Origin of the sequence: Bacillus sp. MZGC1, from assembly GCF_002998605.1 — a bacterium.
In the GTDB taxonomy this organism is placed as follows: domain Bacteria; phylum Bacillota; class Bacilli; order Bacillales; family Bacillaceae; genus Bacillus.
Genome location: NZ_PVRE01000002.1, coordinates 661,512 through 675,669 on the forward strand (window position 1 = coordinate 661,512; position 14,158 = coordinate 675,669).

General features: G+C 42.2%; 15 protein-coding genes. All 15 read left to right on the top strand.

All coding sequences use genetic code 11. The annotated features are described in order from the left end of the window. Positions 1–156: 156 nt before the first annotated feature. The 15 genes from rnc (at position 157) to C6Y06_RS08650 (ending at position 14,080) form a co-directional block, all read left to right on the top strand. A complete protein-coding gene (gene rnc, locus C6Y06_RS08580; protein ID WP_060596236.1) occupies positions 157–900 on the top strand; it encodes a ribonuclease III in 744 nt (247 codons plus the stop codon). A 105-nt stretch (positions 901–1,005) separates the two neighbouring features. Beyond that, on the top strand, positions 1,006–4,566 hold the full coding sequence (smc, locus tag C6Y06_RS08585; RefSeq protein WP_066030918.1) for a chromosome segregation protein SMC: 3,561 nt from the start codon (positions 1,006–1,008) through the stop codon (positions 4,564–4,566). Positions 4,567–4,588: 22 nt separating this feature from the next. Then, positions 4,589–5,575: a signal recognition particle-docking protein FtsY gene (gene ftsY / locus C6Y06_RS08590; protein WP_060596238.1), complete on the top strand. Its 987-nt coding sequence runs from the start codon at positions 4,589–4,591 to the stop codon at positions 5,573–5,575. Positions 5,576–5,717: 142 nt separating this feature from the next. After that, positions 5,718–6,050, top strand: a complete 333-nt coding sequence (locus C6Y06_RS08595; protein WP_012009935.1) for a putative DNA-binding protein — start codon at positions 5,718–5,720, stop codon at positions 6,048–6,050. 13 nt (positions 6,051–6,063) lie between these two features. Continuing rightward, positions 6,064–7,404, top strand: coding sequence for a signal recognition particle protein (gene ffh, locus C6Y06_RS08600; protein WP_066030917.1), 1,341 nt, complete (start codon positions 6,064–6,066; stop codon positions 7,402–7,404). 105 nt (positions 7,405–7,509) lie between these two features. After that, a complete protein-coding gene (gene rpsP / locus C6Y06_RS08605) occupies positions 7,510–7,782 on the top strand; it encodes a 30S ribosomal protein S16 (protein WP_003212139.1) in 273 nt (90 codons plus the stop codon). Beyond that, entirely contained in the window at positions 7,782–8,027 is a 246-nt protein-coding gene (locus tag C6Y06_RS08610) for a KH domain-containing protein (protein WP_106030835.1), read from the top strand. The genes rpsP and C6Y06_RS08610 overlap by 1 nt, the downstream gene beginning before the upstream one ends. A 103-nt stretch (positions 8,028–8,130) precedes the next feature. Beyond that, positions 8,131–8,517, top strand: coding sequence for a YlqD family protein (locus C6Y06_RS08615; RefSeq protein ID WP_050945054.1), 387 nt, complete (start codon positions 8,131–8,133; stop codon positions 8,515–8,517). Between the two features lie 8 nt (positions 8,518–8,525). Beyond that, on the top strand, positions 8,526–9,050 hold the full coding sequence (gene rimM / locus C6Y06_RS08620) for a ribosome maturation factor RimM (RefSeq protein ID WP_060596242.1): 525 nt from the start codon (positions 8,526–8,528) through the stop codon (positions 9,048–9,050). After that, a complete protein-coding gene (trmD, locus tag C6Y06_RS08625) occupies positions 9,047–9,781 on the top strand; it encodes a tRNA (guanosine(37)-N1)-methyltransferase TrmD (protein ID WP_106036784.1) in 735 nt (244 codons plus the stop codon). The genes rimM and trmD overlap by 4 nt, the downstream gene beginning before the upstream one ends. Positions 9,782–9,918: 137 nt before the next feature. Beyond that, positions 9,919–10,266 (top strand): 50S ribosomal protein L19, encoded by a 348-nt coding sequence (gene rplS / locus C6Y06_RS08630; protein ID WP_003212364.1) that lies wholly within the window; start codon positions 9,919–9,921, stop codon positions 10,264–10,266. 88 nt (positions 10,267–10,354) lie between these two features. Then, complete coding sequence (gene ylqF, locus C6Y06_RS08635; protein ID WP_060596244.1) at positions 10,355–11,203, top strand: ribosome biogenesis GTPase YlqF; 849 nt, start codon at positions 10,355–10,357, stop codon at positions 11,201–11,203. 76 nt (positions 11,204–11,279) lie between these two features. Continuing rightward, a complete protein-coding gene (locus tag C6Y06_RS08640) occupies positions 11,280–12,044 on the top strand; it encodes a ribonuclease HII (RefSeq protein ID WP_066030916.1) in 765 nt (254 codons plus the stop codon). A gap of 27 nt (positions 12,045–12,071) precedes the next feature. After that, complete coding sequence (locus C6Y06_RS08645; protein WP_066030915.1) at positions 12,072–13,808, top strand: glycosyltransferase; 1,737 nt, start codon at positions 12,072–12,074, stop codon at positions 13,806–13,808. Beyond that, complete coding sequence (locus C6Y06_RS08650; protein ID WP_003211418.1) at positions 13,805–14,080, top strand: FlhB-like flagellar biosynthesis protein; 276 nt, start codon at positions 13,805–13,807, stop codon at positions 14,078–14,080. Before C6Y06_RS08645 ends, C6Y06_RS08650 begins: the two co-directional genes overlap by 4 nt. Positions 14,081–14,158 lie beyond the last annotated feature (78 nt).

Genomic DNA, 14,158 nt, shown 5'->3' on the forward strand with positions numbered 1-14,158 from the left:
ACGGGACTTTGAAAATTTATGTTAGTTTCAACACATTCAGCTGATCAATTGTCAGCCTTTTTCAGATGCTAAGGAGCAATGTTTCCTTGCATGTAGAAAGAGAGACTCCATATAATCAGTATCCTTAAAGGCGATTAAGCCTACCTGGAGGTTGCTATGCCAAAACACTATAAAGACAAACAGAAACAGAGCAAAAAACTAGAGCAATTTAGAGAGTTCCAGCAGCGCATTTCTGTACACTTTCAAAATGAAAAACTTCTATATCAAGCCTTTACGCATTCCTCTTATGTGAATGAACACCGGAAAAAGCCATACGAGGATAATGAAAGACTTGAATTTCTAGGAGATGCTGTTTTAGAATTGACGATCTCTCAATTCTTATTTGCGAAATATCCAGCGATGAGCGAGGGAGATTTAACGAAACTGAGAGCGGCAATCGTATGTGAACCGTCACTTGTGTCACTGGCACATGAGCTGTCCTTCGGAGACCTTGTTCTTTTAGGAAAAGGCGAAGAAATGACAGGCGGGAGAAAACGCCCAGCACTCTTAGCGGACGTATTCGAGGCGTTTATCGGAGCACTTTATTTAGATCAGGGGCTGGAGCCAGTGGAACGATTCCTAGTTGCCTATGTCTATCCGAAAATTAACGATGGAGCGTTCTCGCACGTCATGGACTTTAAAAGCCAGCTGCAAGAATTCGTTCAGCGCGATGGAAAAGGTGTACTGGAATACCACATCCTGCATGAAAAAGGACCAGCACATAACCGGGAATTTGAAGCAAATGTATCCCTTCGCGGAGAAGTGCTCGGAATTGGAAATGGCCGCTCTAAAAAAGAAGCAGAACAGCATGCTGCACAGGAAGCACTTGCTAAATTGCAGAAACATCATATGAACCAATAAAATCCCCCTCGTCATTCAGGGGGATTTCACTCTGTTTTCCATCATCTTTTTTCACTTCATATGGTAAGATGATAGTACTTTAAATACATAAGGAGGATCACTCTCATGTTCCTCAAACGTTTAGACGTGATAGGATTCAAATCTTTTGCACAGCGAGTGACCGTGGACTTTGTCAAAGGGGTCACAGCTGTTGTTGGACCAAACGGAAGCGGCAAAAGTAATATTACCGATGCCATCCGCTGGGTACTTGGAGAACAATCAGCGAAAAGCCTCCGCGGAGGAAAAATGGAAGACATCATTTTTGCAGGAAGCGACTCAAGAAAAAGAGTCAATCTAGCAGAGGTGACTTTAACATTAGATAACGAAGATCACTTTTTACCGATCGATTTTCACGAAGTCAGTGTGACAAGAAGAGTCTATCGTTCAGGAGAAAGTGAATTTCTCATAAACAATCAATCTGTCCGCTTGAAGGATATTATTGATCTTTTCATGGATTCAGGTCTTGGAAAAGAAGCTTTTTCGATCATCAGCCAAGGAAAGGTAGAGGAAATTCTATCAAGCAAGGCAGAAGAGAGAAGAAGCATCTTTGAAGAAGCGGCTGGTGTTTTGAAATATAAAACAAGAAAGAAAAAAGCCGAGAATAAACTGTTTGAAACGCAGGACAACTTAAACCGAGTAGAAGATATTCTGCATGAACTAGAAGATCAAGTAGAACCATTAAGAATGCAGGCATCTATTGCAAAGGACTATTTGCAAAAAAAAGAAGAGCTTGAAAATGTCGAAATTGCCTTAACTGTCCATGACATCGAAGCACTTCATGAAAAATGGACAACACTTGGTGAAGCTGTCGAGCGCTTCAAACAAGATGAAATGAAGCAGTCCACAGATATTCAAGCAAAAGAAGCCAAAATTGAAGAGTCAAGAGACCGCATTCAAGCGCTTGACGAATCAATTAATGACCTGCAAGAAGTTCTTCTTTTCACAAGTGAGGAATTAGAAAAGCTTGAAGGAAAAAAAGAAGTATTAAAAGAACGGAAAAAAAATGCAGCTGCAAACCAAGGACAGCTAGAAGAAACGCTCATTCGCTTAACTGAAAAGCAGACGCAGTTAACCGAAAAGATTCAGCAGCAGAAAATCACGCGGGACAGCCTTCAAAAAGAAGTGCAGCAGCTAAAAGATGAAGTGAAAACAAAGCAGCATCAACTGTCGCTCCATAGTGAAGATGTGGAAGGTCAAATTGAACAGCTGAAAAGCGATTATTTTGATCTGCTTAATGAACAGGCTACCATCCGCAATGAACGTAAATTACTAGAAGAACAGCAGCGCCAAGCGGCCATGCAGCTGGAGCGGCTCACGCAAAACAACCAAAAACACATCGAAGAACGTGTGTCTGTCAAAGAAAAGAAAATAGAAGCTGAGCAGCAGCTTTCCGCACTAGAAGAAGACATACTGGGTCAGGTCAAGCGCTTTAGGGAAGCGGAACAAAAGCTTGAGCAAATGAAACGTCAATACGAGAAAAAAGAAACGGCTCTTTACCAAGCCTATCAATATGTGCAGCAGGCAAGATCAAAAAAAGAGATGCTAGAATCCATGCAGGAAGACTTTTCAGGCTTTTTCCAAGGAGTGAAAGAGGTCTTAAAGGCAAAAGAGCGTTTAGGCGGTATTCACGGTGCCATTGCAGAGCTGATTCAAACAGATCAGCAGCATGAGACAGCGATTGAAATCGCGCTAGGCGCAGCAACGCAGCACGTAGTCACAGAAAATGAAGCAGCTGCGAGACAAGCAATTGCATACTTAAAGCAGCACTCCTTTGGACGTGCGACCTTCCTGCCAATGAATGTGATCAAAGAACGAACCATTCAGCATAGGGACGTCCAAACAGCTGAGAAGCATGCTGCATTTATCGGTGTAGCAAGTCACCTTGTTTCCTTTGATGAAAAGTATCAAAAAGTCATACAGAACTTGCTTGGAACGGTACTTATCGTTAGAGACTTAAAAGGCGCCAATGAACTGGCAAAAATGCTTGGTCATCGTTATCGCATCGTGACCCTTGATGGAGATGTCGTGAACCCCGGCGGTTCAATGACCGGTGGCGGTGTAAAGAAAAAGAACAACTCCCTTCTTTCAAGAAACCGGGAGATCGAAACATTAACAAAGCAGCTCGTTGAAATGGAAGAAAAAACAACGATCCTTGAAAAAGAAACAAAAGAAACGAAGCAATTGATTGCAGCAAACGAAAGCCAATTAAACGAACTGCGTCAACGCGGAGAAACCCTTCGAGAAAAGCAGCAAGAGCTCAAAGGGAAGCTATACGAACTGCAAGTAGCCGAAAAAAATATTAATGCTCACCTTGAACTCTATGATCAAGAAAAAGAAGAATTGCAGCAGCGTTCTACTGAACTTACAGATAAGGACAAAACGCAGGCAGCCCTTGAAGTTTCAATAGGGGAGAAACTGACCACGCTTGATCAAGAGATCAATACATTAACAAAGCGTAAGCAGACTCAAAGCTCAACGAAAGAAACCATTTCTGCCGAATTAACAGAGCTGAAAATCTCGCTGGCCAAAAAAGAGCAGTCCTTAGCGAATGAACAAGAAAAGCTTTCGAGCTTAATGGCCGAATTAGAAGAGGCTGAACAAACGCTGATGGAAACAAAAGAAGACCTGTCACTCTTAACAAGTGAAATGACGTCTAGCTCAAGCGGAGCAGAACAGCTGGAAGAAGCGGCGAAAGAGAAACTGGAAAACAAAAACAAAACAACCGCACTTATTTCAGAGCGTCGTAAACAGCGCCTGGCTCTTTCTGAAACGTTAGAATTTGCTGAACGTGAACTGAAAGAGCAAAAGCGCCTTTACAAGCAGCTCACCACAAGCTTAAAAGATGAAGAGATTAAGCTTGGCCGTATGGAAGTTGAGCTCGACAACCTCATCGCTTATTTGAACGAAGAGTATGCCCTTTCGTTTGAAGGGGCAAAAGAGATGTATCATCTGACGTTATCACCAGATGAAGCAAGAAAACGAGTGAAGCTGATCAAATTAGCCATTGAAGAGCTAGGAACAGTGAACTTAGGCAGCATTGATGAGTATGAACGAGTAAATGAACGCTATCTCTTCTTAACAGAACAGCGAAACGATCTGACAGAAGCGAAAAATACATTATTCCAAGTGATCGAAGAAATGGATCAAGAGATGACAAAGCGCTTCTCTGAAACATTCTCGCAAATTCGCGGGCATTTTGAATCAGTTTTCCAAGCGTTATTTGGCGGCGGAAGAGCAGATCTTAAGCTGACAGATCCAAACGATTTACTAAACTCTGGCGTTGATATTGTCGCGCAGCCGCCAGGGAAAAAACTGCAAAACTTAAGCCTGCTTTCAGGCGGAGAGAGAGCATTAACAGCGATTGCTTTACTATTCTCTATTTTAAAAGTCAGACCTGTTCCATTCTGCGTGTTAGATGAGGTCGAAGCGGCGCTTGATGAAGCAAATGTTTTCCGCTTTGCGCAATATTTAAAGAAATACAGCCAGGAAACACAGTTCATTGTCATTACGCACCGTAAAGGAACAATGGAAGAAGCAGATGTGCTCTACGGCGTTACTATGCAGGAGTCAGGTGTTTCTAAGCTTGTATCCGTCAAACTAGAAGAAACGAAAGAGCTTGTCCAGTAATTAAAGGAGGTTTTTGAACCAAATGAGCTTTTTTAAGAAATTAAAAGAAAAATTTACGCAGCAAACCGATTCAGTATCAGAAAAGTTTAAAGATGGACTTGAAAAAACGAGAAACTCCTTTCAAGGAAGAGTAAACGAACTAATTTCTCGCTACCGTAAAGTCGATGAAGACTTTTTTGAAGAATTAGAAGAGGTTCTGATCGGCGCGGATGTCGGTTTCACAACGGTGATGGAACTGATTGATGAGCTGAAAAAAGAAGTGAAACTAAGAAACATTCAAGACCCAAGTGAAGTACAATCGGTCATCTCTGAAAAACTGGTTGAAATCTACAATAGCGGAGAGGAACAAATCTCTGCGCTGAACATCGAAGAGGGCCGATTAAATATCATTTTATTTGTAGGTGTCAATGGCGTTGGGAAAACAACGACTATCGGCAAACTTGCGAATAAGCTGAAAAATGAAGGGAAATCCGTCATTTTAGCAGCAGGTGATACGTTCCGTGCCGGTGCGATTGAGCAGCTTGAAGTATGGGGAGAGCGTTCAGGTGTCCCTGTTGTCAAACAGACGGCTGGCTCTGACCCTGCAGCGGTGATCTATGATGCCGTTCAATCAGCAAAAGCGAAAAATGCGGATGTACTCATCTGTGATACAGCAGGACGACTGCAAAACAAAGTCAACTTGATGAAAGAGCTAGAGAAGGTCAAGAGAGTTATTGAACGCGAGGTTCCAGATGCACCGCATGAAGTACTGCTCGCTCTTGATGCAACAACCGGTCAAAATGCGATGGCACAAGCGAAGGAATTTTCTAAAGCGACGAATGTGACAGGAATTGCTTTAACAAAGCTTGACGGTACTGCAAAAGGCGGAATTGTCCTTGCGATTCGCAATGAGCTGAACATCCCTGTGAAGCTTGTCGGTTTAGGTGAAAAGGTAGACGATCTGCAAGAATTCGATGCAGAATCGTATGTGTATGGATTATTCTCAGACGTGATTGATCAAGAGGACTAACAAAAATGCCGGCAAAAACTGCTGGCATTTTTATTTATACACCGCTTCATGAAGTGACAAGATAAAAACTTGACACACAGTAGAGAACCGTGTAAACTTAATTGATGTAAAGGGAATGAACTTAACAAAGGGGAGAGAGCCCATGACGCTTGAAAAAACAACGAGAATGAACTACTTGTTTGACTTCTATCAATCGTTGTTAACCGCAAAGCAAAAGAGCTACATGTCGCTTTACTACCTAGACGATTTTTCCCTCGGTGAAATTGCGGATGAATATGAAGTATCAAGACAGGCTGTTTATGATAATATTAAACGGACTGAAGCGATGCTTGAACAATATGAAGAAAAGCTGCTCTTGTTTAAGAAATTTAAAGAGCGTAAAGAACTTCTCAAAAAAATGAGAGAGCTCGTAGCAGATTCCGCTCAGACGGAAGAAGCAGAAGCTTTAATTGAATCGCTTGAGAAATTAGATTAGGAGGCGGCACAGTATGGCATTTGAAGGATTAGCCGACCGACTGCAGCAGACGATTTCAAAAATCCGCGGCAAAGGAAAAGTGTCAGAGCAAGATGTAAAAGAAATGATGCGCGAGGTACGCCTTGCCCTTCTTGAAGCTGACGTCAATTTTAAAGTAGTCAAAGACTTTGTGAAAAAAGTAAGCGAGCGGGCAGTTGGACAAGAGGTGATGAAAAGCCTTACCCCTGGACAACAGGTCATTAAAGTTGTAAAAGAAGAACTCACTGAATTAATGGGTGGGGAAGAGAGTAAAATCGCTGTAGCGAAAAAATCTCCGACAGTCATTATGATGGTTGGTCTTCAAGGGGCAGGTAAAACAACCACAACTGGGAAGCTTGCCAATTTACTTCGCAAAAAACATAATCGCAAGCCGATGATGGTGGCTGCAGATATTTACAGACCAGCAGCGATCCAGCAGCTTCAAACGCTGGGGAAACAGCTTGATATGCCTGTGTTTTCATTAGGTGATCAAGTCAGCCCTGTCGACATTGCCAAACAGGCAATCGAAAAAGCGAAAGAAGAACACCACGATTATGTCATTTTAGATACAGCAGGACGCCTTCATATCGATGAAGAATTGATGGATGAACTTCAGAAAGTAAAAGAAGTAGCGAGTCCAGAAGAAATTTTCCTTGTTGTTGACTCTATGACAGGTCAAGATGCTGTCAATGTAGCAAAAAGCTTTAATGAACAGCTTGGTTTAACAGGTGTCGTTCTAACGAAACTAGACGGGGATACACGAGGCGGGGCAGCACTTTCCATTCGAGCTGTCACCAATACGCCGATTAAATTCGCCGCACTAGGAGAAAAGCTGGATGCGATTGAACCATTCCACCCGGAGCGGATGGCATCAAGAATTCTTGGCATGGGAGATGTGCTTACACTTATTGAAAAAGCACAGGCAAACGTTGACCAAGATAAAGCGAAAGAGCTTGAACAAAAAATGCGGACCATGAGCTTTACGCTCGATGATTTCCTCGAGCAGCTTGGGCAAGTTCGTAATATGGGTCCACTTGATGAATTGATCCAAATGATGCCGGGAGCCGGTAAAATGAAAGGGCTCAAAAACGTCCAAGTAGACGAAAAGCAGCTCAATCACATCGAAGCGATCATTAAATCAATGACGACCGAGGAAAAAGAACAGCCAGAGGTCATCAATGCAAGCCGAAGAAAACGGATTGCAAAAGGAAGCGGAACATCTGTACAGGAAGTCAATCGCCTTTTAAAGCAATTTGACGAAATGAAAAAGATGATGAAGCAAATGACCAACATGTCCAAAGGGAAGAAAAAAGGCTTTAAATTACCATTTATGTAATTGGTTATACATGATAAAACCGTTGTTAAGAAAAAACACTTTACAAACCCTTTTATCATTGTTAATATACTATCTTGTTGAAATATTTTCGGAGGTGCTAGTAAAATGGCAGTAAAAATTCGTTTAAAACGTATGGGATCAAAAAGATCTCCTTTCTATCGTATTGTTGTAGCAGATTCTCGTTCACCACGTGACGGTCGTTTCATCGAAACAGTTGGAACATACAATCCAGTGTTATCACCAGCTGAGGTGAAAATCAACGAAGAATTAGCGCTTAAATGGCTTCAAAATGGTGCGAAACCATCTGATACAGTTCGCAACCTTTTCTCAAGCCAAGGAATTCTTGAAAAATTTCATAATGCGAAAAACAGCAAATAATGAATGAGCTGTCCTTGGAAGAATTGATTGTGTCCATCGTCGAGCCACTTGTTGATTTCCCTGAAGATATTCACATATCTTCATTAGAAAAAGATGAGCAAGTGATTTACACACTGTCTGTCAATGCTGAAGATACCGGAAAAGTGATCGGAAAGCAGGGACGTACAGCAAAAGCGATACGAACAGTCATGTTTGCAGCAAGTGCAGAGTCTTCTAAGAAAGTTCAACTTGAGATTGCTGACTAAAAAGGGAGAGGGCTTAGGACCTCCCCTTTTTTTACACGTTTAAATCTATTTTTCGTTATACTGTAGAGGACAAATGCCTTCGGATAGGGGGACAAAAAGGAAGATGCAGATCATTCAACATGTCACCGTCATGCAAGTATTAACTGAAAGCAGTAAGGACAAACTGTTAACGACTTTTTTGGAGAAAAAAGAAAGACTAGAACGTGAGTGCAATCAACTATATTTTCAACTGAAAAAACATGAAAAAGAACCACATCAGCAAGAAGCCATCCCTCAATTTCAAAAAGCCATCGATAAACGGCAGGAGAAGATCCAGCAAATTGACTTTCAAGTAGAGCAGCTGCATATTTTGCCGCTTGGGAGTGAAATGAAAGAGACAGAAGTGGATGCGCTGGTTGAAGTGAAAATAGGTGATAAATGGGATGACAAGATGCAAGATAATGTCATCGTCGTGAAAGACGGCACCATTGTGGAAATACGTCAGGGGTGATTGAGAACATGGAACAAGAATGGTTAAATGTTGGAAAGATTGTTAATACACACGGAGTTCGCGGAGAAGTACGCGTCGTGTCAAAGACAGATTTCCCAGAAGAGCGATACAAAAAAGGAAGCGTCCTCTATATTTTTAAGCAAGGTCAAGGGGAGCCGCTGAAAGTCACTGTCGCATCACATAGGCAGCACAAACAGTTTGATTTGCTCACATTTGAAGAAATTAGCTCATTAAATGAAGCAGAGCTATTGAAAGAATCAATCTTAAAAGTAGAAAAAGAACATCTCGGCTCTTTAGATGAAGGAGAGTTTTATTTCCACCAAATCATTGGCTGTGAAGTATACGATGAAGATGATCAGCTTGTCGGTCAAATCAAAGAGATTTTAACACCAGGGGCAAATGATGTCTGGGTTGTCGGAAGAAAAGGTAAAAAAGATGCCTTGATTCCTTATATCCCATCTGTCGTCAAAAAGATCGATATCTCATCCAAAACCATACACATTGAAGTGATGGAAGGACTCATTGACGAATGAAAATCGACTTATTAACACTTTTTCCTGAAATGTTCGAAGGTGTGCTCCACTCATCGATCTTAAAAAAGGCACAGGAGAAAGAAGCTGTCTCATTCAATGTTGTCAATTTTAGAGAGTATTCGGATCATAAGCATAAAACAGTAGATGACTATCCGTATGGCGGCGGTGCTGGTATGGTACTGAAAGCACAGCCCGTATTCGATGCGGTAGAAGATTTGACGAACAAAGCAAGCAAGAAGCCCCGAATTATTCTTGTCTGTCCTCAAGGAGAAAGATATACGCAAAAGAAGGCAGAGGAACTTGCAAAAGAAGAACACCTTATGTTCATTTGCGGCCATTATGAAGGCTACGATGAGCGCATCAGGGAGCATCTTGTCACAGATGAAATCTCAATCGGAGATTTCGTTCTCACAGGCGGAGAGCTGCCAGCGATGATGATTGCAGACAGTGTGGTCAGGCTTTTGCCTCATGTGCTTGGAAAAGAAGCGTCTCACATTGAAGATTCATTTAGCACAGGTTTGCTAGAGCATCCTCACTATACAAGACCAGCCGATTATAAAGGACTAAAAGTGCCGGATGTGCTCCTTTCTGGAAATCATGCCAAAATAGAAGAGTGGCGGCGCAAAGAATCTTTGAAGCGAACTTATACAAGACGGCCAGATTTGATCGATTCTTGCAAAACGTTAACAGAAGAAGAAAAAAGATGGCTTTGGCAGCTTCATAATGACTAGATTGTATTGCACACTGCATATAGGTATGGTATGATACTACTTGTGACTTGGACGGCTTGCCGATTCAAGTTTGAAAACGATGTTCCGCTGCAATGAAGAAAGAGGACATGAGCATCTGTTGGAAGGAGTTGAAAACGATGCAACATTTGATTGAAGAAATCACAAAAGAACAATTACGCACTGATCTTCCTGCGTTCCGTCCTGGTGACACTTTACGTGTACACGTTAAAGTTGTCGAGGGTACTCGTGAGCGTATCCAGATATTTGAAGGTGTTGTAATTAAGCGTCGTGGTGGTGGAATCAGCGAAACTTTCACAGTTCGTAAGATTTCTTACGGTGTAGGCGTTGAGCGTACATTCCCTGTACACACACCAAAAATCGCTAACATCGAAGTTGTACGTCACGGTAAGGTACGTCGTGCGAAACTTTACTACCTACGTGAACTTCGCGGTAAAGCGGCTCGTATCAAAGAAATCAGACGATAATGATATCAAAAGAAAGAGCTTGTTACCTGTAACAGGCTCTTTTTTTGTACAATGTATAGAGATAATCGATAGAAGAGAAGGTGCACATATGACGATTCAATGGTTTCCAGGCCATATGGCAAAAGCAAGACGTGAAGTCACAGAAAAATTAAAGCTCATCGACATCGTATTTGAATTAACCGATGCTAGAATTCCGATGTCCTCTAGAAACCCAATGATCGAAGAAATCCTTCAGAACAAACCCAAAATCATGCTATTAAACAAAGCAGATAAAGCGGATCCTCGTGTGACAAAGGAGTGGCAGGCGCACTTTGAGCAGCAAGGTGTTCGGTCACTTGCTATTAACTCTGTCGATGGACAAGGGTTAAATCAGATCATCACAACTTCAAAAGAAATCTTAAAAGAAAAATTCGACCGCATGAAAGCAAAAGGTGTCAAACCGCGTGCAATCCGGGCGCTGATTATCGGAATTCCCAACGTCGGGAAATCGACCTTAATCAATCGTTTAGCGAAAAAGAACATTGCCAAAACAGGAGACCGGCCTGGTATTACCACCTCACAGCAATGGGTGAAGGTAGGTAAAGAACTTGAACTGCTTGATACACCTGGAATCCTCTGGCCTAAGTTTGAAGATGAGCAAGTAGGACTCAGGCTAGCGGTGACTGGAGCGATCAAAGATTCTATCATCAACTTACAGGATGTCGCTGTGTATGGACTTCGCTTTCTAGAAGAGAACTATCCAGAGCGATTAAAAAAACGCTATGACCTGGCGGAGATCCCTGAAGATACGGTTGAGCTGTTTGATGCAATAGGTACAAAGCGCGGCTGTCTCATGAGCGGTGGATTTATTAATTACGACAAAACCACCGAAATCATTATTCGGGATATTCGAACAGAAAAATTTGGTCCCCTCACTTTTGAGAAGCCTGAAAGCTAAAAGACACGCAGCTCATGCGGGTCTTTATTTTTTGCGGAAAACTGCCGATATAAAGAAGGAGGCTGACGAAAAGCTGATGTACACGGTGAAACAAATAAAAGAACTGATAGAAAAGCATTCGCAAGACGAGTCATACATTCGTGAGCTTGTAAAAGATGATACGAGAAAAAGTGTCCAAAAACTGATAGAGAAGTGGCACAAAGAGAGAGAAAAGCAGCAGCAACTTCGTGCAGCATGGAATGAAATGCTGCAATTTGAAAACAAAGCTAAGGCGCAGGGATACACATGTATTGCTGGAATAGATGAAGCAGGAAGAGGACCGCTGGCAGGCCCCGTTGTCGCAGCAGCTGTCATATTAAAGGAAGACACAGTCCTGCTCGGTTTAAACGACTCAAAGCAATTATCTGAGAAAAAAAGATTGGCGTATTATGACCTGATCCAAAAAGAAGCACTTGATATCGGAATCGGCATTGTTGATGCGGCTACGATTGATGAAATCAATATTTACGAGGCATCAAGACTGGCGATGGTGAGAGCGGTGGAGCAGTTAACTCATATACCTGATTATCTACTCATAGATGCCATGACGCTCCCGCTTCCTATTCACCAAGAGAATATCATCAAAGGAGATGCAAAAAGTGCGTCCATCGCAGCTGGTGCATGTATTGCAAAAGTGACAAGGGATCAGATGATGGAAGAATACGGGCGTAAGTACCCTGAGTATCAATTTGAAAAACATAAAGGGTACGGAACAAAAGAGCATCTGGCTGCCATTCAAACACATGGAGCTGCCCCAATCCATCGATTATCGTTTGCGCCAGTGAAATCCGTTATATCATAAATTTTTGACCTAAGGAGGCTGCCTGTGATGACAAGAGTTGAGGACATACATACAGCACTGAATAGCCGGTTAAGTGCGGCAGAATCTGTTACATTAAACACCGAAGGAAAGGAAAATGTGCATCGGCTGATTCTCGGTAAAGTACTGAAAATGCTTGGAGATGATACAGCCCTTGTTCAAATAGGCTCAACAAAAATAAAAGCACAGCTAGCGGCTCAGCTCAAAGCAGACGCATTTTATTGGTTCCAATTTGAACAAGAGGGTGGAGGCAGCCTCAATAAACTAAGGCCAGTACAGCAATTTGATCAAGACCCTAAGACATTAAAGGATGCAGCTGCCAAACTATTAGAAGGTCTCTCACTTAAAAACGGACTTGAAAACATCCTAACAGCCACAGCTTTTTTAAAAGAAAAATCCGTTATCAACGAAGCAGAGTTAAAAACGGCAGTGAAGTGGATCGAACAGCTTCAAGGAGCTGATGTGAAAAAAGGTCTTCAGGCACTCCTATTTGCTTTAAAAAAAGACTTGCCGATCCAGGAAGGAGTGCTTCAATCAATTTTAGCCGTGAAATCATCCTCTGCTCTTCATCAGGATATGACAGCGTTGCTAGAACGATTAACACAGCTCCCGAAGCACTCAGACGCCACACAGGCCCTTACACAAGCCATTCGATCAGTCATAGATGCTGAGACGACCGTCCATGCAGAAAAGCTCTTATCGGTCCTTCTAGCAGCGAGAGAAGGGGCGGCGAAGCAAGGAGGCAGTCTACCTGTAACGCCTCAGCCCAATCTGTCTCAGCCAAAAGAAAATAGCCAAACTCCAATCGCTCAAGAGCGTCAGACGACCCAAGTTCTTCAAACTAACGTGCAGCAGTCAACAAGTCCAAAAGAGCTGCAAATCCCGCTTCAGCAAATTGAGCGGATAATGGCAAGTTTGACGAAGCAAGGTGCAGACGGGCAGCAAGAGCCTAGCTTAAAACAGCTCACGTCATTGCTGCAAGGGCTTCAGCAGGCAGGATCTCAGCCTGACGCAAAAGCATCCGTGCTTCAAAAAGAATTTCCGTTCCTGTCAAAAACAGAGGCGAAAGCATTGGCTCAGGTGGTGCAGCAGACGGAACCCGCATTAAGCAATAAAACCGATGTGCTCGATTTACTCATGACGATGAAAAAGGCAATAGGTGTACGAGATGAAATCGGTATGCTGAAACTACTCGAAAAAGGCAGCCAGGATGTAAAAAGTCAGGAGCTTCACCAATTAAAGCTCGTCTTAAATGATGTGAGGCAGGCTGATTTACCAGAGCCCGTAAAAAAAGAAGTCGATCAATTGTTTCATAGATTGAACGGCCAGTTATTTGTGCAGCAGGAGAACCAAACCATCAGCCAAATGATGGTCTCTTATCCGCTCTTTTCAAAACATAGTGTTCAAGATTTAACCTTTATTCTAAAAGGACATAAGAAAAAAGATGGCTCTATTGATATTTCTCAGTGCCGTCTCATGTTTTACTTAAACATGGAAAACCTCGAAGAGACATTAATCGACTGTACGATTCAGCAAAAGGTCATGTCAATTACAGTTGAAACCGGTCATGAACTTCAAGGAACCATTAATCCGATGATTCCAGCTGTTCGGGAGAATTTAAATGCCTTAGGATACAGTCTAACGGGAATTACAGCAAAGAAGAGACAAGAGCCAGTAGATCCGTCTCACTTTCTAGATGAACACTTTCATAAAATCAGCGAGAAAGGGCTGGACTTACGAGTATGAAGGATTCAAAACCGCTTAGAAGGGCGGTCGCTCTACATTATGATGAAGAAAAACAAAAGGCGCCAAAAGTCGTCGCAACAGGGAGCGGCTATGTGGCAGACCATATTATTGAAGAAGCAAAAAAGTCGGGAGTTCCTATCCAAGAAGACCGTAATTTAGTCGAACTCATGCGCCATTTAACACTTGATGAGGAGATCCCTGAAGCGTTATACGATACTGTAGCAGAAATATTTTCGTTTATCTATAGGTTAGATCAAAAAATGAAAAAATAAGGAAAAATAAGTGATTTGGCTGAAAAATTTATATTTTTAATAAAATAAAAGTTTGAATGTTTAGAAGGATTTTACGAT